This is a genomic window from Thalassolituus maritimus, assembly GCF_900156675.1.
In the GTDB taxonomy this organism is placed as follows: Bacteria; Pseudomonadota; Gammaproteobacteria; order Pseudomonadales; family Oceanobacteraceae; genus Thalassolituus; species Thalassolituus maritimus.
Window position 1 is genome coordinate 200,981 of the sequence record NZ_FTOH01000003.1, and the last position, 21,775, is coordinate 222,755.

The 21,775-nt window shown below is 50.3% G+C and carries 18 protein-coding genes; all 18 read left to right on the forward strand.

The genetic code is table 11. From position 1 onward, the window contains the following. The first annotated feature begins 232 nt into the window (after nt 1–232). The 18 genes from BW941_RS05835 to BW941_RS05920 all read left to right on the forward strand — a co-directional run bounded on the left by BW941_RS05835 (nt 233) and on the right by BW941_RS05920 (nt 21,722). Nucleotides 233–2,206 carry a bifunctional metallophosphatase/5'-nucleotidase gene (locus BW941_RS05835; protein WP_076514701.1) on the forward strand — a complete coding sequence of 658 codons (1,974 nt, stop codon included), beginning with the start codon at nt 233–235 and terminating at the stop codon, nt 2,204–2,206. Nucleotides 2,207–3,066: 860 nt separating this feature from the next. Further along, nucleotides 3,067–4,617 carry a type I restriction-modification system subunit M gene (locus tag BW941_RS05840; RefSeq protein ID WP_076514702.1) on the forward strand — a complete coding sequence of 517 codons (1,551 nt, stop codon included), beginning with the start codon at nt 3,067–3,069 and terminating at the stop codon, nt 4,615–4,617. Beyond that, nucleotides 4,607–5,881, forward strand: a complete 1,275-nt coding sequence (locus tag BW941_RS05845) for a restriction endonuclease subunit S (RefSeq protein WP_076514703.1) — start codon at nt 4,607–4,609, stop codon at nt 5,879–5,881. The genes BW941_RS05840 and BW941_RS05845 overlap by 11 nt, the downstream gene beginning before the upstream one ends. A 17-nt stretch (nt 5,882–5,898) precedes the next feature. Beyond that, nucleotides 5,899–7,191, forward strand: a complete 1,293-nt coding sequence (locus BW941_RS05850; protein WP_076514704.1) for a nucleotide-binding domain-containing protein — start codon at nt 5,899–5,901, stop codon at nt 7,189–7,191. Between the two features lie 7 nt (nt 7,192–7,198). Further along, nucleotides 7,199–7,825 carry an SLATT domain-containing protein gene (locus BW941_RS05855; RefSeq protein WP_076514705.1) on the forward strand — a complete coding sequence of 209 codons (627 nt, stop codon included), beginning with the start codon at nt 7,199–7,201 and terminating at the stop codon, nt 7,823–7,825. Nucleotides 7,826–8,276: 451 nt separating this feature from the next. After that, entirely contained in the window at nt 8,277–8,423 is a 147-nt protein-coding gene (locus BW941_RS17730) for a hypothetical protein (RefSeq protein ID WP_175607870.1), read from the forward strand. A gap of 12 nt (nt 8,424–8,435) precedes the next feature. After that, on the forward strand, nt 8,436–9,467 hold the full coding sequence (locus BW941_RS05865) for a virulence RhuM family protein (protein ID WP_076514706.1): 1,032 nt from the start codon (nt 8,436–8,438) through the stop codon (nt 9,465–9,467). A 9-nt stretch (nt 9,468–9,476) separates the two neighbouring features. Beyond that, complete coding sequence (locus BW941_RS05870) at nt 9,477–12,815, forward strand: type I restriction endonuclease subunit R (protein WP_076514707.1); 3,339 nt, start codon at nt 9,477–9,479, stop codon at nt 12,813–12,815. 36 nt (nt 12,816–12,851) lie between these two features. Further along, nucleotides 12,852–13,568 carry a M48 family metallopeptidase gene (locus BW941_RS05875; protein WP_217693571.1) on the forward strand — a complete coding sequence of 239 codons (717 nt, stop codon included), beginning with the start codon at nt 12,852–12,854 and terminating at the stop codon, nt 13,566–13,568. 103 nt (nt 13,569–13,671) lie between these two features. Beyond that, nucleotides 13,672–14,232 (forward strand): imm11 family protein, encoded by a 561-nt coding sequence (locus tag BW941_RS05880; RefSeq protein ID WP_068437766.1) that lies wholly within the window; start codon nt 13,672–13,674, stop codon nt 14,230–14,232. Between the two features lies 1 nt (nt 14,233). Continuing rightward, on the forward strand, nt 14,234–14,626 hold the full coding sequence (locus tag BW941_RS05885; RefSeq protein ID WP_139325760.1) for a hypothetical protein: 393 nt from the start codon (nt 14,234–14,236) through the stop codon (nt 14,624–14,626). A 474-nt stretch (nt 14,627–15,100) separates the two neighbouring features. After that, a complete protein-coding gene (gene selD, locus BW941_RS05890) occupies nt 15,101–16,150 on the forward strand; it encodes a selenide, water dikinase SelD (RefSeq protein WP_366370540.1) in 1,050 nt (349 codons plus the stop codon). A gap of 2 nt (nt 16,151–16,152) precedes the next feature. Then, the gene (gene mnmH / locus BW941_RS05895; RefSeq protein ID WP_076514710.1) at nt 16,153–17,265 is read left to right on the forward strand and encodes a tRNA 2-selenouridine(34) synthase MnmH; all 1,113 of its coding nucleotides are present in this window, start codon (nt 16,153–16,155) and stop codon (nt 17,263–17,265) included. A gap of 3 nt (nt 17,266–17,268) precedes the next feature. Continuing rightward, nucleotides 17,269–18,126: a putative selenate ABC transporter substrate-binding protein gene (locus BW941_RS05900; RefSeq protein WP_076514711.1), complete on the forward strand. Its 858-nt coding sequence runs from the start codon at nt 17,269–17,271 to the stop codon at nt 18,124–18,126. 2 nt (nt 18,127–18,128) lie between these two features. Further along, entirely contained in the window at nt 18,129–18,797 is a 669-nt protein-coding gene (locus BW941_RS05905; RefSeq protein ID WP_076514712.1) for an ATP-binding cassette domain-containing protein, read from the forward strand. Nucleotide 18,798: 1 nt separating this feature from the next. Next, the gene (locus BW941_RS05910) at nt 18,799–20,328 is read left to right on the forward strand and encodes a PhnE/PtxC family ABC transporter permease (protein WP_245820053.1); all 1,530 of its coding nucleotides are present in this window, start codon (nt 18,799–18,801) and stop codon (nt 20,326–20,328) included. A 1-nt stretch (nt 20,329) separates the two neighbouring features. Further along, nucleotides 20,330–21,163 carry an EamA family transporter gene (locus tag BW941_RS05915; RefSeq protein WP_076514713.1) on the forward strand — a complete coding sequence of 278 codons (834 nt, stop codon included), beginning with the start codon at nt 20,330–20,332 and terminating at the stop codon, nt 21,161–21,163. A 1-nt stretch (nt 21,164) separates the two neighbouring features. Continuing rightward, nucleotides 21,165–21,722 (forward strand): DJ-1 family glyoxalase III, encoded by a 558-nt coding sequence (locus BW941_RS05920; protein WP_076514714.1) that lies wholly within the window; start codon nt 21,165–21,167, stop codon nt 21,720–21,722. Nucleotides 21,723–21,775 lie beyond the last annotated feature (53 nt).

Sequence of the window (21,775 nt, forward strand, 5' to 3'; positions counted from 1 at the left end):
GAAGCACTCCCGGGATCGTGCTTTTCCGTTCGGTTACTTCTTATATAAGGCAGGATTTTTAAGTTCCAAGAGGGGCAATGCAAAAAAGTTGATACAGATCAGTGGTGCACTGCTTGTCACTAATCTGAAATCCTTCTGTCACGGATTTGCCAGATGACTGTCACCGGATGGTAAGCGTTCGTTCTTAATGTGTTGGTGAATTTTATCAACTAAACGCATTAAAGGTTTAATCATGAAAGTGTGGAAACTTACAGCACTGGCAGCCATGGTCGCAGGTCTCTCTGCATGTGGCGGTGAAGACGGAAATGATGGCGCTCAAGGGCCAGCAGGCCCTCAGGGCCCCCAAGGTGAGCAAGGCGAGCAGGGCGAGCAAGCACCATCGAACGAAGATAACTCCATGTCGATCAGCATTCTGCACATGAATGATCATCACTCACACCTTGAAGCTGAGTCATTTGGGTTTGATGTGTCCGAGCTGGGGCTTGAAACAGGTGCCGAAGGTGGAGCCATTGCAGAAGTGGATGTCACTTACGGCGGCTTTCCTATGATGGTTAGCCTGTTCAACAGCCTTGAGATGCAGTCAGACAATGTTCTGAAGCTGCATTCAGGTGATGCCATTACCGGTACGCTGTATTACTCGTTGTTCAAAGGTCGCGCCGACGCCGACATGATGAACCAGATCTGCTTTGATGCGTTTGCCCTTGGTAACCACGAGTTTGATGATGGCGATACCGGGCTGGCGAACTTCCTTGATTCACTGAACTCGTCTGCGTGTGTGACGCCAACACTGGCAGCGAACGTTAACCCGGCTGAAGGTTCAGCCATCGCTGAAGGCTACATTGAGCCTTACACCATCGTTGAGCGCGAAGGTCAGAAAATTGGCATCATCGGCATCGACATTGCCGGTAAAACGAAGAACTCATCAAGCCCGGATGACGGTACGACTTTCTCTGACGAAACTACAACGGCTCAGCAGTACATTGATGAACTGACTGGCATGGGGGTGAATAAAATCATCCTGATGACCCACTATCAGTACGCCAATGACCTCGAGCTGGCCGCGGCGCTGAATGGCGTCGACGTCATTGTTGGCGGTGACTCTCACACCCTGCTGGGCGATGAGACCTTCTCACAGCTGGGCTTTAATACACAGGGCGAATACCCAACGGTTGTCACCGACGCGGGTGGTAATACCGTTTGTGTGGTTCAGGCGTGGGAATACGCTCACCTGATGGGCAAGCTGGATGTCGACTTCGATACCGACGGCAATGTCACAGCATGTGCTGGCCAGCCCTATATGCCGATCAGTACCACCTTCGAGTATGAGTACAACGAAGAAGAAACCCGCACTCTTACTGGTGCAGATGTCACTCGTGTGACCACTGCTCTCACAAAAGAAGACGAGATCGTTGCCATCCGCCCGGATGCGACTACTCAGGCTATTCTGGATGTATACGATGAAGACGTCGATGTGCTGAAACAGACAGTGATTGGTACTAACGCAGAAGATCTCTGCCTTGAACGTATACCGGGACAAGGGCGCTCTACGATTTGTGATAGCTCAGCGACCTACGAAAACGGTTCTGATATTTCAAACGTGGTTGCTAAAGCCTTCCTGACAGTAACGCCAACTGCGGATATTGCCATTCAGAATGGCGGTGGTGTTCGTGTCGATCTGGCCGCCGGTGACGTCACCATTGCTGACGCTTTCACATTGCTGCCTTTCTCTAACACCCTGGTGATTCTTGATATGACAGGCCAGCAGATTATCGACGTCCTCGAAGATGCGCTGGCTAACTTCCTCGATAACGACGGTTCAAGTGGTTCGTATCCATACGCGTCCGGCTTGCGCTATGACATTGATGCTTCACAGCCAGAAGGCAGTCGCGTCAGCAATGTCGAGGTGAACTCTCAGGTTGCAGGCACCTGGGCTGCCATTAACCCAACAGGGATCTATCGCGTTGTCACCAACGACTTTATCGCGTCAGGCCGGGACGGCTACACCACCTTCAGCGTACCGTTTGATGCAGGTAACTATGAAGATACCTACACCGAATACGCGCAGGGCTTTATCAACTATGTTGAGGCACTGACAGAAGACGGTCAGCAGGTTCAGAAGCTACCGATCGAAGAGTATTCTACCCAGCTCTTTATTGATGCCGATGGCTGTAACCACAGCACCGGCGCTGGCTGTGTACCGCGTTAAGCGCTGATTCACATCAGTAGCAACAGACGGGAGCCTCGGCTCCCGTTTGTGGGAGTGAATTACCTCTTCTCTTTGTGGGAGCGAATCAGCCGAAGGCTATTCGCGATTACGAAACCCCCAGTATTACACAACCGACGCTACTTACCCCCTGTAGGAGGGGAGCTTCTCCCCGACACGCACGCTCTTCCCGTTACGACTCCTCCCTCCATGTAGGAGCGCTTCAGCCAGCTTGTCTGGCTATGCGCGAAATCTTCAGAGCCGCGCCTTCTGATATCTGGACTGGAATCACCTTGAGTGAGCAAATTACCTCTTCTCTCTGTGGGAGCGAATCAGCCGAAGGCTATTCGCGATTAGGGCATATCCGGCTCTGTACTATTCTCGCTAATCATCATCTGTAGGAGGGAAGCTTCTTCCCGACATCTTCACCACAAAAATCAATAACAGATGCTAACTCTAAACCCCCGGTGGGTCACATTCCCTGTATGAGCAAATCAGTTGTTTTCTATGTGGGAGAGAATCAGCCGAAGGCTATTCGCGAAACCTTCCGAGATTTACCTTCTGATGGTTGGACTTGAAACACCTATTGTCTTGCGTGATCAGGTTGTTGCCTTCTCTGTGAGAGCGAACCAGTTGTTTTCTATGTGGGAGTGAATCAGCCGAAGGCTATTCGCGATTACGAAATCCCCGGTATTGCACGACCGACGCTAATTACCCCCTGTAGGAGGGGAGCTTCTCCCCGACCCAATCCCACACATGCACCTCACCTCCACACCCGGTATACTCGGTCTATCAAGGCAGAGGAAGCCATCTACACCGCAACAAGCCCTCAGCCATCCCTAACAAAAAACGAAGCAGTACACATGAGCCTAACCCAGCAAGAACTCATCAATCAGGATCAGATCAACAAAGCCCTCTGGAACGCCTGCGATACCTTCCGCGGCACCATCAGCGCCGACACCTACAAAGACTTCATCCTGACCATGCTGTTCCTCAAGTACATCTCAGACGTATGGCAGGATCACTACGACGGCTACAAGGCAGAATACGGCGACGAGCCAGAACTCATTGAAGAAATGATGAAAAACGAACGTTTCGTACTGCCCAAGTCAGCCAGCTTCTATGTTCTCTACGACCGCCGCCACGAGCCCGGCAACGGCGAGCGTATTGATCAGGCACTGCACGCCATCGAAGAAGCCAACGGCACTAAGCTCAAAGACGCCGGTAAAAGCGTGTTCCAGGACATCTCCTTCAACACCGACCGCCTCGGTGAAGAAAAACAGAAGAACACCATCCTGCGTCACCTGATGGAAGACTTCGCCAAAGACGACCTCAACCTCAAGCCTAGCCGCGTCGGCACGCTTGATGTTATCGGTAACGCCTACGAATACCTGATCAAAAACTTCGCCGCCAGCGGTGGCCAGAAAGCCGGTGAATTCTATACACCACCCGAAGTCTCAGACCTCATGGCCGAACTGCTCGACCCGCAACCCGGCGACAGCATCTGTGACCCAGCCTGTGGCTCTGGCTCACTGTTAATGAAATGTGGCCGCAAAGTCGTCGCCAACCACGGCAGTAAGGAATACGCCCTCTACGGGCAAGAAGCCATCGGCTCGACCTGGTCGCTGGCAAAAATGAACATGTTCCTGCACGGCGAAGACAACCACAAAATCGAGTGGGGCGACACTATCCGTAATCCCAAACTACTCGATAAAAACGGCGACCTGATACTGTTTGATATCGTAACCGCTAACCCGCCGTTCAGCCTCGATAAATGGGGCCACGACGAAGCCGAGAACGACAAGTTCAGCCGCTTCCGCCGGGGCGTACCGCCAAAAACCAAAGGCGACTACGCCTTTATCCTGCACATGATTGAAACGCTGAAACCCGCATCGAAAGGGAAGAAGGGCGGACGCATGGGCGTTGTCGTACCACACGGCGTGCTGTTTCGTGGCTCCAGCGAAGGCAAAATCCGCAAACAACTCATCGACGAAAATCTGCTTGATGCCGTGATCGGCCTGCCAGAAAAGCTGTTTTACGGCACCGGCATCCCAGCGGCTATTCTGATCTTTAAAACGAACAAGACCGAAGAAGCCGTCACCTTTATCGACGCGAGCCGTGAGTTCAAACCCGGTAAAAATCAGAACTTACTCACCCAAGAGAACATCGCCAAAATCGTCGAGACTTATCATGCAGGCACCGACGTTGATAAATACGCCTACGTCGCCAGCCTCGAAGAGATCAAAGAAAACGACTACAACCTCAATATTCCGCGCTATGTCGATACCTTTGAAGAAGAGGAAGAAATCGACCTGATGGCCGTGCGTGCAGAGCGTGAGCAGCTGAAAGCGCAACTGACCGAGCTGGAAACTGAGATGGCCAAGTATCTGGAGGAGCTGGGTTATGCGGAATGAATGGTCGACTATTGATAGTATTAAGGGGGTTTCACCAGATTGGGAGATTTTGCCGCTACAAGAATTCAGCTCTCCAGAAAAAAATAGCTTTGTAAATGGCCCTTTTGGTAGTGACTTACTCTCATCGGAGCTTGTTCTTGCAGGTCAGCCCGTTATATATATTAGGGATATCAGGAACGGGCGCTATCTGAGAAAGTCAGAGGTTTTCGTTACTAATGAAAAATACCAAACGTTGACGGCGTGTCAGGTAAATTATGGAGACGTTATAATTGCAAAGGTGGGAGACCCTCCTTGTGAATCAGCAGTTTACGATGCACATGAATCCGGAATCGTAACGCAGGACGTGATTCGAATTAGGACGGAAGAGCTCAGATGTTCACAATTTATCGCGTTTATTTTGAATAGTGATATTGGGAAACGGCAAGTAAAACGAATAAAAATTTCTGGCACCAGAGATCGAGTTTCTTTAACTGATTTTAAGAAAATAAAATTTCCGCATCCTCCTGTTAGCGAACAAAGGAAAATTGCCAAAATCCTCTCCACTTGGGACAAGGCCATCACCACCATCGAACAACTGCTCGCCATTAGCCAGCTGCAAAAAAAAGCCCTGATGCAACAACTGCTCACCGGCAAGAAGCGCCTGCTGGATAAGAATGGGGTTAGGTATAGTGGGGAGTGGGAAAGTAAGCAGCTTTCCAAGTTGGGAGAGGTTATTGGTGGCTTAACGTACTCGCCATCCGATGTTACAGATGGGAGCGGTACGTTAGTGTTGCGTTCTTCTAATGTTCAAAACGGACGGCTCTCCTTCGATGACAACGTTTATGTGACATGCACGGCTCCAGAAAAATCAGTCACCCGAGAGAACGATATATTGCTGTGTGTTCGGAATGGTAGCCGTGCGCTAATCGGAAAAAGTGCCTTGCTCAAAGATCAGGCTGTCGGATGTTTTCATGGCGCTTTCATGAGTATTTTCCGGGCAAAAGAGCCACTGTTTATTTTTCAGCTCCTTCAATCGAGCCTGTTCTACAGAGAGGTAAGGAAAAACCTTGGAGCCACAATTAATTCCATCAATGGTTCAGACTTGAAGAAGTTCACTTTCAATGTGCCTACAGATAAGGCCGAGCGAGAAAAAATCGCTGCCGTTCTCTCCACCGCCGATCAGGAAATCTCTGCTCTTCAACAAAAGCTGGATCATCTTAAGAAAGAGAAAAAAGCCCTGATGCAGAAGCTTCTCACCGGTAAACGTCGGGTTCAAATTAACTAAATAGACAAGGAGCGTTTATGTCCGTCTCGGATATGTTTAAAGAGTTTCTCGAAAACATCAAAGTTCAGAAATCTGATCAGTTCAAGCAACGTTATGAACAGATTACCAAGGCTCTAAATCTGAAATTTAGAGGGACGGACTCAACCACTGCAAACTCATTGCAGGTTGGTTCTTACGGCCGATATACCGGAATTAAAGGTATATCGGATCTCGATATGGTCTACATTATGCCTTCATCAAAATGGGATGATTACAAAGATCACAAGCAATCCAAGCTTCTAACCGACGTAAAGGAAGCTATTAAGTCTCGATACCCATCTACTGATGTAAAAGTAGATGGGCTGGTTGTTTCTGTGAAATATCAGAGCTTTCATGTAGAAGTTCAGCCGGTATTCGATCGTTATAACTCCGATGGATCTGGTTACTTTGAATTTCCTCATACCGCAAATAGTGGTAGTTGGAAGAAGACTAAGCCTCGTCAGGAAATGAAAGCAATCAAAGATTTAAACGACGAGAAAAATAAAAATCTTCGTCTGCTGTGCAAGATGGCTAGATCCTGGAAGAACAAGAGTGGAGTAGCCATGGGAGGTTTGCTCATCGATACCTTAGCCTACAACTTTATGAAGTCTACAACCGAATACGACTCTGCCGGGTATTCATCTTTTGGCTACCTTAGCAGAGATTTTTTTGAATACCTTGCAGGCCAAGATAAGCAAGATCACTACCAGGCTCCTGGCAGTAATCAGGACGTAAATGTCAAAAAAGACTTCCGAAAAAAGGCTGAAGAGGCCTACAACCTTTGTGTTGATGCAATAGAAGCTGAAGGTAAGGCCAAGTCAAATAAAAAATGGCGTGAAGTTTACGGAAGCAATTTCCCTAAAGCAGAAGAAAAGTCTGTGGAGAAAGCCGCTGCAACCTGGAGAGACACTGAGCAGTTCATCGAAGATCTGTACCCCATTGATGTTCGCTACAACATGCGTCTAGATTGCGATGTTTCTCAAGCGGGCTATCGCACAGACTCTCTTTTTCAAATGTTATTAAAAAAGACACCTTTGCGACCCGACAAACAGCTCCAATTTCAAGTCGGAGAAACAGAGGTTCCCGGAAATTACACCCTACTGTGGAAGGTTCTTAATCAAGGTCCTGAAGCTCAGCGCAGAAATGAAATTCGAGGTCAAATTGTGACGGACGAGGGATATCGTAAGAGGAATGAACGAACCTCTTTTCGAGGGGAACACTTCGTTGAATGTTATGCAGTTCAAAATGGCGTCGTAGTGGCCCGTGCTTCTATTGACGTACCTATCCAGTGAGGCCCGTATGACGAAGAATGACTTGCTTCGAAGTATTGCCCAGAAAGGCTATGACGTAGGGTTTGGTGCCAAGAAGCACTTTGCTTCGTATGACATCATTGAAAAAGCGCCAGGGTTGATCAGTTTTCTATCCATGGCCTTTGGCATCATCTCTTTAGCGGTAGAAAATTCACCGACCAAATTGATCTCTTCCGGTTTTGTTGTGCTAGGGATAATTGGACTTTATGTCAGCATGTGCGATCACGAGAAATTAAAGTATGAGCAGTGCGGCGTTGCTTTAACGAAGCTTTTTAACGAATTGAAAGCTTTGTATTTAAATGTGCAGACTACGGATGAACAGGCAGATTTCTCTGATTTAGCAGCAAAGTTATCGGAGCTGGAAAGCAAATATTATGACTCTTGCATGAGCAAACAGATCCTCTTTAGCAACTGGTACGCACACTACAAGTTCTTTTGGGAACATCAGATAGACTGGATAGATGAGCAACTGAAGTTCAGATTTTTTAGAGACAAGGTCCCTCTATCGTTGTGGTTTTTTTTGCTTTGTACCCTGAGTACTCTCGGATACTTTTGGTTCCAGAATGATGTCATTGACTTATTTTGCTCTGCAATGAATAAAGCAGCAGAGGAGTAACCAATGAACAATGATCTGCTCCTTACATCACTGATGATGGCGAAACCCAGATCATACTGCGAGAACTGGGTGGTCAGGTATAGCCCACTCAGTTGGAAATGGCTGAGCTGTACCAGACCAGCAAGCAAAACATTGGTAAGCATGTGAAGGCCGTATTGTCAGACGGGGAGCTGGCTGAAGGGGCAATTATAAACTTAAAGTTTACAACTGCCGTGGGCTTTGCGTGAGGTAGCAGAGATCCGGCATAACGACACCGCTGTTTGACTGGGCCGATAGGTTGTCTGACAATAGCTCGACGACTCACCCCTTGCAGCGTCATTCAGTTGGCCTCTGCTTGGGGCGGAGAAACCGCCTTCCGGCGGTTTTTTCATTTCTGGCATAAGGAAAGCCACCGGATCAATGATAAAGTGGCGTAAAGGAAGAAACCCATCACCAAACCGGAGTACTGGTAATGGCTGTTCAGCAGGCCCCCAAATTTCAGGAAGAATACAGTGCCAAGCTACCCGCACTGACGCTATTGACCAGCCTTGGGTGGTCGTTCCTCTCACCTGCTGAGGCGCTGGCCAGCAGCGGTAACATAATCGTTACCAACATATAAGGGAGCCTTCAAATGACCAATCAACCATCGACACCACCGGCCGGTGAGTTCGTGGTGTTCACGACAGATGACGGCCAGGCTCGGGTCGAATGTCGGTTTGAGTCCGATACTTTATGGTTGTCACAGGCCGCCATGGCTGAGCTGTATCAAGTGACTCCGCAAGCGATTACGCAGCACATACGTGCTGTATATGAAGAGGGTGAGCTTGATCAAAACTCAACCTGTAAGGATTACTTACAAGTTCAGATGGAGGGGGCGCGTAGAGTCAGTCGTAAGCGGTTGCACTATAGCCTGTCGGTTATTCTTGCCGTCGGCTACCGCGTCCGGTCCACTCGCGGTACTCAATTCCGTCAGTGGGCGACGCGGACGCTTCAGGAGTATCTGGTTAAGGGCTTTGTTATTGATGATGAGCGCCTGAAGAACCCTCCGGTAGGTGCCTCGGTAGCGCCAGACTACTTTGATGAGCTGCTCGAACGTATCCGCGACATTCGCGCCAGCGAACGCCGGATGTACCTGCGCGTACGCGAGATATTTGCCCTCGCTGCCGACTATGAGCCGTCTCTGAAAGAAACCACGCAGTTCTTTAAAACAATTCAGAACAAGTTGCATTATGCCTGTTCCGGCCAGACGGCTGCTGAGCTGATTCATAGCCGAGCTGATGCCTCACAGCCAAACATGGGCCTGAACACATTCAAAGGCACAGAGGTGCGCAAGGGCGATATCGTCACGGCAAAGAATTACCTGACCGAACCAGAAATCAAAGAGTTGAACCGCATCGTTACCATGTGGTTAGACTTTGCCGAAGATCAGGCCGAGCGGCGACAGCAGGTGTTTTTGCAGGACTGGCAGAACAAGCTTGATCAGTTTTTGCAGTTTAATGACAGAGACGTTCTGGTTGGTGCTGGCTCCGTCAGTAAAAAAGACGCTGATGCCAAAGCAACTGCCGAATATGAACGCTTTGCAGAACATCGTCGGCGGCTGAAAGAGCAGGCCGGAGAGAACGATATAGAAGAGCTGTTACACTGGACGCCGCCAAAGCAGTAAGGATGACGAATGGAACACTACGCCCCCAAGTTTCAGGAAGAATACAGTGCCAAGCTACCCGCACTGACGCTATTGACCAGCCTTGGGTGGTCGTTCCTCTCACCTGCTGAGGCGCTGGCCAAGCGCGGTGGTAAGTACGATCAGGTGGTGCTGCGGGATATTCTGCGGGCCGAACTTGAAAGGCGCACCTTCACCTTTGCCGGGCAAACACACTCGTTGTCGGCAAAAGCCATTGATAATCTGATCGCTGAAATTTGTAGCCCGGCACTGAACGAAGGCCTGCTGAATGCCAATGAGCGCCTATACAACCATATGCTGTATGGCATTTCGGTCACTGAGTTTGTAGACGGTAAAAAAGCCAACCCGACCATTGCCATCATCGACTGGCAGAACCCTGCGAATAACAGTTTTACCTTTACGGAAGAATTTATTGTCACCCGCTCGGGCGGTGCTGGCTCGTCGGCGCAGGATACCCGCCGCCCGGACATCGTCTGTTTTGTGAATGGCATCCCCTGGGTGGTGATCGAGGCCAAACGCCCGGATGGCAGCAGCCGCAAAGGGCCGACCATTGATGAAGGCATCTCGCAGTCGTTGCGTAATCAACGCCATGATGAAATCCCGCAGTTATTCGCTTACAGCCAGTTGCTGTTGTCGGTGAATGGCATTGATGCCCGTTACGGCACCTGCGAAACCAAGAAGAAGTTCTGGGCGGCCTGGCGTGAAGAAGACATCACCGATGCTGGGATGTTTGCTATTAAGAACCGGGCACTCAGTGATGAGCAGAAGAAGGGTTTATTCAGCCACCGTAACCCGGATGATCTGGCGTGGTACGAGAGTCTGATTGCAGGCGGTGAGCTGGCAGTCTCCGAGCAGGACAAAATGCTGATCAGTCTGGTCAGCCCAGAGCGCCTGCTGGAAATGACGCGCTATTTCACGCTGTTTGATAAAAAAGTCGGCAAGATCGTCGCGCGTTATCAGCAGGTGTTTGGCATTAAGCGTTTAATCGATCGAATCAATACCCGTAACTCTACAAACGGCCGCGAGGGCGGTGTTATCTGGCATACCACGGGGTCGGGTAAGTCATTCACTATGGTATTCTTGAGTAAGGCGCTGATTCTTCACGACAGCCTGAAACAGTGCCGGATACTGGTCGTTACTGACCGTGTCGATCTTGAAACTCAGTTGAGCAAAACATTCGCCAGCGGTGGTGAACTGGCGACGTCAAAAGATAAAGACGCGGCAATGGCGACCTCGGGCGCTCGCCTTGCTGAGCAGATCGGCAAGGGCACTGAGCGGATTATGTTCTCACTGATTCAGAAGTTTAACTCGGCCACCAAGCTGCCCGAGTGTCATAACGACAGTGCTGATCTGATCGTACTGATTGATGAAGGCCATCGCAGCCAGGGCGGCGAAAACCATATTCGTATGAAGCTGGCGTTGCCCAATGCATCGTTCGTGGCCTTTACCGGCACGCCACTGCTGAAAGACGATAAAACCACCAATAAATTCGGCCCCATCGTGCATGCTTACACTATGCAGCGCGCGGTAGAAGATAAAACTGTAACGCCGCTACTGTACGAAGAGCGCATTCCCGATATTGATGTAAACGACCGGGCAATTGACCGTTGGTTTGAGCGTATCACCGAAGGCCTTACGGATCAGCAGAAGGCAGACCTTAAACGTAAATTTTCCAAAAAAGGGCAGGTATACGGTGCAGAGGAACGTATTCATCTGATCGCGCTGGATATCGCTAATCATTTTGTGAAGAACGTTCCCGATGGGCTGAAAGCTCAGCTTGCCTGCGACAGCAAGGCATCGGCGATTCGTTATAAGAAATATCTGGATGAGGCCCAAGCCCTTTGGCCAGAAGGCAATAGGTTTGAATCGGCGGTCGTGATGAGTTCACCGGATACCCGCGAGGGTAATACGGCGGTGGATGAATCCGGTACGCCCGAAGTGACGCAGTGGTGGAAAGAGCACGTCGGCACACAAGACGAGCAGACGTACACCAAGCACCTGATTGAACGCTTTGATAAAGATGATTCGCTTAAGCTTCTGATCGTGGTGGATAAACTGCTGACCGGCTTTGATGAGCCAAAGAACGCTGTCTTGTACATCGACAAGCCGTTAAAAGAGCACAACTTGATTCAGGCTATTGCGCGGGTAAACCGCCTGCATCCGAAGAAAGAGTTTGGCTATTTGATTGATTATCGCGGGATTCTTTCTGAGTTAGATACCACGATACAAAAGTATCAGGATCTCGCCTCGCGTACTCAAGGCGGCTACGACATCGACGATATTGCTGGTCTCTACAACCAGATGAGCACGGAATACAAACGCTTACCGCAGTTGTATAAGCAGCTTTGGGCGATTTTCGATGGGGTGAAGAACAAAGCTGATACTGAATCTATGCGCCAGGCATTGGTGCCCAAGATAGAAGAAAGAGAATCGTCAGTGCCCGGCGAACAAAGCGAACTGGTCGATGTGAACCTGAAGAAACGTGAAGACTTCTATCAGGCGCTAACGGCCTTCGCCAGTTGTCTTAAGGTCGCGTTGCAGTCGGTGACCTTCTTTGAAGATAAAAGCTTTACCGATGACGATCGCCATCATTACAAAGAAACCCTGAAAGCCATGACGTCTCTGCGTCAGACTATTCAGCGCGATACGGGCGAGCGGATTGATTACGATGAGTATGCAGAAAAAGTAAAACAACTCATCGACAAGCATGTGGTGGGTGTTGAAGTACGCGAGCCCGGTGGCCAGTATGACGTCGGTAATATGGGTAAAAGCCAGGAACCAGAAAACTGGACTGACAATAAGACCCGCAACGAAACCGACATCATCAAAACCCGTGTTACGAAGATGATTGAGCAGGATCTTCAGGATGACCCTTACGCGCAGGAGGAGTTCTCCAAGCTTTTGCGTCAGGCGATTGAAGAGGCCGAGGCGCTGTTTGATCATCCGTTGAAGCAATACATGTTGTTCCGTGACTTTGAAGAGCAGGTGCAGGAACGGCGTCTGGATGATCTGCCGGATGCTTTCTCGGGCAACCGTCACGCGCAGGCGTACTTTGGTATCTTCAAGAAGGTACTGCCAGAGGCACTGGCAGTGATGGATGAGCAGGTTCAGAAGCGCTGGGTAGAGCTGGCGTTTGAGGTAGACCGGCAGGTAGAAACCGCCGTCGCCGAGAACTCAATTAATCCTCAGAATATTGAGGCTGACATCCGTAATAAGTTGCTGCCGATGTTGTTTAAGTACTGCAAAGACGTTGGCGCCGGGCTGGATAAAGTGAAAAAGATGGTTGAGCTGATCGTGCAGATTACTCGTGTTGGCCTGAGCAATAAGTAACCTATGAACGTGCCTGTTCGCCCCAAGGGCGAGTTAATGAGCTTTTATTACGGGGATGAAAAGATCTCGTTCACCCGCTTGGCCAGAAAGTCCGAAAGCTCAAAAGTATTGATCAAAGTACACCCGGATTGCCAGGTAGTTGCGTTGGCACCAGAAGCCGCGAGCCGTGACTCGGTGTTATCTGCTGTTAAAAAGCGTGGCCGGTGGATTTATCAGCAGCTTTCAGAATTTAAAACACAGTTGGCAGACTATCAGCCACGTCAGTTTGTGAGCGGCGAGAGCCACTACTATCTGGGTAAGCAATACCTGCTCAAAGTGATTGAAGATTCTGAGGCGAAGCAGTCAGTAAAACTGCTGCGCGGTTCGATAGAAGTGACGGTCAGAAGTAAGTCACAGGACAAAGTCTCTGGACTTTTAAAAGACTGGTATCGGCTGCGGGCAAAAGAAACCTTCTCCAAGCGTCTGGATGCCGTATTGGAGCAAGCGCTTTGGGTTGAAGAACGACCACCGATGAGAGTGCTCACTATGCAGACTCAATGGGGGAGCTGTTCGCCTAATGGCAGGATTACATTGAATCCGTATCTGGTAAAAGCCCCACGGGAATGCATCGACTATGTGATTCTCCACGAGTTGTGCCATATCGCTGAACACAATCACAGTGAGCGGTTTTATCGTCTGATGGGGCAGGTCATGCCGAACTGGGAAAGCACGAAAGAGCGATTAGATCAAATGGCAGGGAAGTTGTTTTTATAGCGCTACCTAAGGAACATATGATGGAAACGGAATTGGTCATTACGGAAATAATTGAGAAACGCTTTGCTCATGACAGAGCAAGCACGTATCTGAAATATTGAAAATGATCTATCAATTGGAAGCTGACTTTGAAACATTCTACTCTTTTGACTTTGATGTAGAAGATTTACTCGAGAAAATGCCTGGTTACAGCCAGAGGTTTCGGGCAAAAGCTCGATTGCCCGGCTGGGTCGAGCCCCAAGGGGGATTCTATAAAGGTAGTGGCTTCATTGGTGACGTAGAGTGCATACCAGATATTTCAATATGGGCTCTCGGAAATCTGTTACTAAACGAGAGAGCTTATGAGGTTCTATCTGATCACATTGACGGTGCCGGTGAGTTTTTGCCAGTACAGGTCGACGATAAACAATACTATATGTTCAATACGTTGCATGTTCTAAGCAGTCAAGTGGTTGATCTTACAGATGCTGTCGAAGTAATAGACTCTGGTGTTCATCTAGGGGTGTCAGGATTGAAGGTCATTGAAGACGATCTGAACGATGTTGATGTTTTTAAAATGAAAGAAGAGAAGTTGATTCATAGTTTTGTTACCGATGGATTTAAACGCTTGTGCAATGATACAGGGCTTACTGGCCTTAGTTTTCGATCTATAAATGGAGTTTGAAGTGAAAGTATCTGATGTATCTATCTCAATGTTCGAGAAGCTTCTTCGGGAATCGGTGTTTCCTGAATACAGTGCAGTGGCCAATGCTGAGGAAGGGGAGCAGGTTCATATCTATTCATCAGAATATTTACCCGTCGCCACATCGAGATACCCTCTAAGTTTTAAGGTGACGGCAAGATCCGTTAGTCATGGAGAGTTGCTTAAAAAGGTGACACCAGAGTCAATAACTTCTGTTTTGGGTACGTTCCGGGAGAGTCTTACAGATGCTGAAGAGTGTGTTTTTCAGATCACTAAGTATTCAACCCATATAGAACAAGAAACGGGAGCTTTCAGGCTTTGGTGTGAGGTCAACCTTAGCAATCTCAATTCGGAGATTGTGAAAAACAGCTGGTGATATGGATGCTGCGTAATCGCGAATAGCCTTCGGCTGATTCGCTCCCACAATGAATGTGAAGTGTCGAGAGTACAGTGGGTATCGCACAACGTTTGCTTGGGTGGTGAGGTTGTCGGGAAGAAGCTTCCCTCCTACAGGGTTCATGGCGTTGTCAGTTTTTCGCGCATAGCCAGGCAAGCTGGCTGAAGCGCTCTTACAAGGTGTGGTCACGGCGCAATCGCGAATAGCCTCCGGCTGATTCGCTCCCACAGGGAATGCGAATTGTCGAGAGTTCAGTGGGTATCGCACAACGTTGGTTTGGGTGGTGAGGTTGTCGGGAAGAAGGTTCCCTCTTACAAGGGGTTAGCCCTTCAAGGTTTTTGCGCATAGCCAGGCAAGCTGGCGGAAGCCCTCCTACAACCTTTCACGACCCTCAGGTATCATGCGGCCTTCGTCTGTATGAACTGGGGTTCTGTCTTGTCTGATTCATCTGTTATCCGTCTTACTGAGTACAGCCACGGCGCGGGTTGTGGCTGCAAGATCTCGCCTAAGGTGCTGGATACGATTCTGGCGTCTCAGCTGACGCTGCCTGATAGCCCGAACCTGCTGGTAGGTAACAGCTCGAAGGATGATGCCGCTGCATACGATATCGGCAATGGCCAGGCGGTGCTGAGTACCACGGATTTCTTTATGCCGATTGCGGATGATCCGTTCGATTTCGGTCGTATTGCCGCGACCAACGCGATTTCGGATATCTATGCCATGGGCGGTAAGCCGTTGATGGCGATTGCGATTCTTGGCTGGCCGGTGAATGTGCTGGCGCCAGAAGTAGCACAGCGTGTTGTCGATGGTGGCCGTCAGGCCTGTGCCGATGCCGGTATCCCGCTTGCTGGTGGTCACAGCATTGATGCGCCAGAGCCGATCTTTGGTCTGGCGGTTACCGGCATCGTTGATATCGATAAGCTGAAGCAGAACGATCAGGCGACGGCTGGCTGTAAGCTGTATCTGTCGAAGCCTTTGGGAGTCGGTGTGCTGACCACTGCGCAGAAGAAGAAAATTTTAAAGCCAGAGCATGAGTTTCTGGCGCGTGACACCATGTGCATCCTTAATAAGGTCGGTGAGAAAATTTCTGCCGTTGATGGCGTTGAAGCACTGACGGATGTCACCGGCTTTGGCCTCGGCGGGCATCTGCTGGAGATCTGTGAGGGCAGTGGCGTAGACGCTGAGATTAACTATGATGCGCTGCCTGTGATGGCGCCGGTGAAAGACTACATCGCACAGGGCTCCATGCCCGGCGGTACTGAGCGTAACTTCGAGAGTTACGGCGAGAAGCTATCCGTGATGACAGACGAGCAGCGCGCCATCATCTGCGACCCTCAAACCAGTGGCGGTTTATTGATTGCCGTGCGCCCTGAGCAGGCAGCAGAAGTCGAGGCGATTCTAGCCGCAGAGGGCTTGCAGAGTGACTGCATTGGTGAGCTTGTCAGTGGCTCTGCGCCTGGTTCTGGCTCAGCCGTGCGTGTGACAATTCAAACAGGAAGTTAATAATGAGCCGCCCGGATACTGCTGACTTCAGAACGCTGTTTTTGTCGGATACCCCGATGATGGATACCCGTGCACCGCTTGAGTTTAAAAAGGGTGCTTTTCCTCATACGGTGAGCTTACCGTTAATGACGGATCAGGAGCGTGCGAAAGTCGGTACCTGCTATAAAAAGAAAGGCCAGGATGAAGCCATTAAACTTGGCCATCAGTTGGTATCGGGTGACATCAAAGAGGAGCGCGTTCAGCGTTGGCTTGAATTTGCTCAGGCTAATCCGGAAGGCTATCTGTATTGTTTTCGCGGAGGTCTGCGCAGTCAGATTACGCAGCAATGGCTGAAAGAGGCGGGTTGCGAATACCCTCGCATTACCGGTGGCTACAAAGCCATGCGACGTTTCCTGATCGATACTCTCGAACGCGTTGTGGTTGAGAAACCCCTTGTTGTGGTTGCAGGGCAGACGGGATGTGCAAAAACTGAATTACTGAAGCAGGTTCCGGCCAGTGTTGATCTTGAAGGTCTGGCGCACCACCGAGGCAGTACGTTTGGTAAACGCCCGGGTGGCCAGCCTGCACAGATCGGGTTTGAAAATGCACTCGCGGTTGATTTGCTTCGTCACGAAGAATTTAAAGCGGATATGCCGGTTATTCTCGAAGATGAGAGCTTGTTAATCGGGCGTTGTGCATTGCCTGAAACCTTACGCAACCAAATGGCGAAGGCATCGCTTGTGATCGTTGAAGCGAGCTTCGAGTCCCGCGTTGAGCACAGTTATAACAATTACATTCTGAATAAATTAACCGAGTGGCAGCAGGCGCTTGGCACCGACGAGGGGTTTGCGGCGTTCGCTGATGATCTGCGTCAGAGCATGAGTAAAGTGGAGCGGCGCCTTGGCGGGGTTCGCCACCGCGCGATCACCGAGCTGCTCGAACACGCTATTCATCAACACGAGCAGGGCAATCCTGAATTACATCGTGAATGGATTGGTCATCTGCTTGAGCAATATTACGACCCTATGTATCAATACCAGCTGTCCCGTAAAAAGGGGCGCCTGGCCATGCGGGGCTCTTTCGATGAAGTGCGCGATTATCTGAACTCTCTTTCTGTATCTGATCTAAAAGGATAAATAATGATGTTACGTTCTGTTTTTGCAGCCGCAGCAGGCTTACTGATGAGTGCGGCAGCCGTCGCCGAAACCTTTACCTTTACGGCCATTCCTGACGCCGATGAAAGCCGTCTGAATGCACGCTTCGGAAAAGTGGCAGATTACCTGTCAGAGCAGCTGGGCGTGGATGTAAAGTACATCCCAGTAAAATCTTACCCTGCGGCGATTACGGCATTTCGCAATGATCAGGTACAGCTGGCCTGGTTCGGTGGTTTGTCTGGTGTACAGGCGCGTGCACTGGTTGAGGGATCTGAAGCCATTGCTCAAGGCTATGAAGATCAGTTCTTTAAAACTTATATCATTGCTAACACCAGCACTGAGATCGAAGCATCTGATGAACTGCCAGAGGATATTAAAGGCAAGACGTTTACCTTTGGTTCAAAGGGGTCTACCTCTGGCCGCCTCATGCCTGAATTCTTTATCCGTGAAGCCTTCAATGCATCCCCTGATGAGCTGTTCAGCCGCGTGGGTTTCTCGGGTGATCACAGCCGTACTATTTCGCAGGTACAGAGTGGCGTGTATCAGGTCGGTGCTGTGAACTACAGCGTTTGGGATACCGAAGTGGAAGAAGGCAAGATCGACACGGATAAAGTCAAAGTGATCTGGACGACGCCTACCTATCCGGATTATCAGTGGACGATTCGTGGTGATGTCGACGCCCGCTATGGCGAGGGCTTTAAAGAAAAAGTCAGAACCGCGCTGCTGGATATGAAAGACGAAGATCTGCTCGCGAGCTTCCCGCGTAAGTCGTTTGTTCCTGCGAGCAACGATGACTATGCCCCGATTGAACGCACAGGCAAAGCCATCGGCCTGCTGGATTAATCATGCCGGGTCAGGCCATGTTCCAGCTTACCGGAGCGTCTTTCGGGCACGATGATCAGCTTGTGTTGCACGACATTAGTCTGGAAATTCGTGACGGTGAAAAAGTCGCTCTCGTGGGCCCATCGGGTGCGGGTAAGTCAACGCTGCTTTCGCTTTTATGGAAGCAGCAGCCTGACGCCGTTGCTTTGTGCCCGCAGGAAAGTGGTCTGGTGGATCTGTTATCCACCTATCAGAATATTTATATGGGCGGGTTATCCCGCTTTTCGACGCTGTATAATCTTATCAACCTTATTCGTCCCTGGGCTGCTCGTCGTGAAGAAGTCGCTCGCGTTGCGCGTACCTTAGGTATCGAAGAGAAACTCTGGAATTCGCCGGATCAGTTATCCGGCGGGCAACGTCAGCGTGTTGCGCTCGGGCGTGCTCTGTATCGCAATAAGTCTGTATTTATGGGCGATGAGCCCGTGTCTTCGCTTGACCCCGAGCAGGGCGAACAATTATTGATTCACGTACTGCAGCAACATACGACGGCGATCGTTGCCATTCACAGCCCGGAATTAGCGGCTAAGCATTTTGATCGAATTATTGCCTTAAAAGACGGTCGCATTTTCGGCGACTGGCAAGCGGCAGAGTTGGATCTCAGTACCCTCGAAACCGTTTATCAGGATGCCTGAAATGGGCGGTAAGAGTGTTTCCCTAGCTAAAGGTGAAAAGTCTAAAGGTGAAAAGCCTAAAGGCAAAAAGTCTACCGGCGCACGCTTTCGGGACCTGAGTCTGTGGTTTGTGCTTGTTGCCATTGTTTCTTTGTTCTTCGCCGATATTTTTCTGTATCAGCCTGACCCCTGGGAAGAGTTTACCCGCATAGGCTGGGGCATGGTGACGCCGTTCTGGCCGGACGCGAATGAGCTTCTGATGTCTGCACTGTATACCGTCAGTTTTGCCTTGCTCGGTGTGGCAGTGTCGGCAGCCTTAGGCGTGTTACTGGCCATCTGGTTTCACTGGCGTGTGGTCAGAGTATTTTCTGCCGTTATCCGCTCGGTGCATGAAATTTTCTGGGGCCTGCTGTTTATGCAGGTATTTGGTCTCAGTGCATTAACGGGCTTGTTGGCGATTATTATTCCGTTCGCAGGCATTTTTGCGAAAGTCTTTTCAGATGTCTTTCATCAGCAGTCTTCTGCGACGGTCGATACGCTCGCAGGCTCCAGTCGTTTAAGCCGTTTCTTTTATGGATGGATACCACAGGCCTGGCCAGCCATGCGCTCATATATCCGTTACCGCTTTGAGTGCGCACTGCGCTCGAGTGCGATTCTGGGCTTTATTGGTCTGCCAACGCTAGGGTTTCATTTGGAGACCGCTTTCCGTCAGGGAGACTACAGCGAAGCAGCGGCGGTATTCTGGGTGTTTCTGTTATTGATAGGCACCGTCAGGTTCTGGTTTTACAAAAAGCTCTTGCCAGCCTATCTGCTGGGGGCAGTTTTTATGCTGCCGGAAATGCCGCCTGTGAATGCGAGTTTCGTGTGGCAGTTTTTTACTCAGGATTTATGGCCCAGCCCATTACTGAACGGCGACCTTCCGGGCGCGATGAGTTGGTACGGCAATGTATTGGCTGATGAAGTTGGCCCTGCACTGATTCAGACGATTGCTATTACACAAGCGGCGCTGGTGCTCAGTGGGGTAATGGCATTGGCCTGGTATCCATTCGCCAGTCGTTGGCTTGTCGGGCGGTATTACTGGGTAGGGCGGTTTAAACTTCTGGTATTGAGGTCTGTCCCTGAGCTGATGCTGGCGTATCTGTTTATGTTGCTGTTTGGCCCTTCGGCCTTGCCAGCGATTTTCGCATTGGCGTTGCATAATGGCGGCTTAATAGCGTTTCTTCTTGCTAATCACAGTCAGGATGCGTCTTCTCAACAGAGGCTGGATTCCCCCTCTGGGTTAGCGCGCTATTTTTATCAGGACTTGCCTCAGCGTTACCCGGCGTTTCTGGCCCTGCTGTTTTATCGTTGGGAAGTGATCATGCGTGAGAGTGCCATGATGGGCGTGTTGGGTATTGCGACGCTGGGCTTTTATGTTGACTCTGCGTTTGAGGAGATCCGCTTCGATAAAGCGTTTTTCCTGATTCTTGTCGCAGCAGCGTTGAATGTTATCGTGGACAGCCTGTCCCGCCGTTTGCGTAGAGCGGCCGGTTTAAAAACACCGCGGATGTAGTATGTCGATTGCCTTTCTTTTTATTTCAGCCATCTGCTGGACGTTGTTTGATCTCTCACGTAAGAAACTGGTGGCCAACGAAACGCCTCTGGCGCTGACTCTGGCATTCAATGTCGGGGCGATCCCTCTATATCTTGCGGCGTATTTTATAGCCTCAGATTCCACCGTGTCGGCTGGATACTGGCTTCCGTCTTTGGTAGCTGCAGTACTTGCGGCGATGGCCGCGGTTGGTTTTATTACGGCGCTCAAACTGGGGGATGTGGCTAAGGTTATTCCGGTGCTGGCCCTGACGCCTGTGATTTCGACCCTGGCTGCAGGGTGGCTGTTGGATGAGTCATTGAGCGTCTACCAGTGGCTCGCCATGTTGGTTACCGTGGTGGCGATCGGTGGTGCGCAGGGCGGTTTGCACCATGTTAAGGGAAAGCCTTTTCTTCTGATGTTGCTGGTCTGCTTTGGCTGGGGCGTTGGTATTGTCTTTGATAAGCAGGCGCTGGAGCACAGTGGGCCTTTCTTTCACGGTGTCGTGCAAACAACGTTAGGGTCGCTATTGATTGCGAGTTACGCCTTTGCGACGAAAACCCCGGCAAGATTACAGGGCCAGGCGTTAAGGCTGATACCAGCACTGTTGGTGTTTGTCGGTGCTGTTGTCTTTCAGTGGCTTGCGCTCGATGGTCTGGATGCGGGGATTGTTGAGACCGTCAAACGCAGTGTCGGCATTGTTGGAGCTTTATTAGGTGGTTTGTTATTGTTCAGAGAGGCCATAACAAAAGCGCAGGTATTCTGGTGCATTGTGATTCTGGCCTGCATTCCGGTAATTCTTCAGCCCGAGGTGTGAAATGAACAAGAAGGTTCTGATCGGTATCGCAGACGGTACCGAAGAGTTGGAAGCCGTCACTATCATCGACGTGCTGCGCCGAGCGGAGGTCGACGTCACGGTGGCTTCGGTGGCGCCAGGCCATGAAGTGGAGTGCTCGAGAGGTGTCCGTCTGGTTGCAGACAAGCTCATTGGTGAGTGTGTCGCAGAAGACTGGGATGCGATTATGGTGCCGGGCGGTATGCCGGGCGCGCAGAATCTCTCGGATAACGAAGCCTTCGTCTCCCTCCTCAAACAACAACACAGTAGCGGTAAACTGATTGCAGCCATCTGTGCTGCGCCATACGTTGTTCTGGCGTGTCATGGTTTACTCGAAGGCAAATCAGCGACGGCTTATCCCGGGTTCAGAGAAGATCTGACAACGGTCGGAGTCATGCCGAGTGATGAGGTGGTTGTTATCGATGGCAATATAATGACCAGCCAGGGGCCCGGTAGTGCAATGCAGTTTGCTTTAGCTCTGGTGACAAAGCTGTGCGGGGAAGAGGTGTCTCACCAGGTCGCGGACGGTTTATTAGTTTAATGCGCCCCTGAACAATTCTCTCAGGAGCGCATTAGTGTTTACGCGTGGTATAC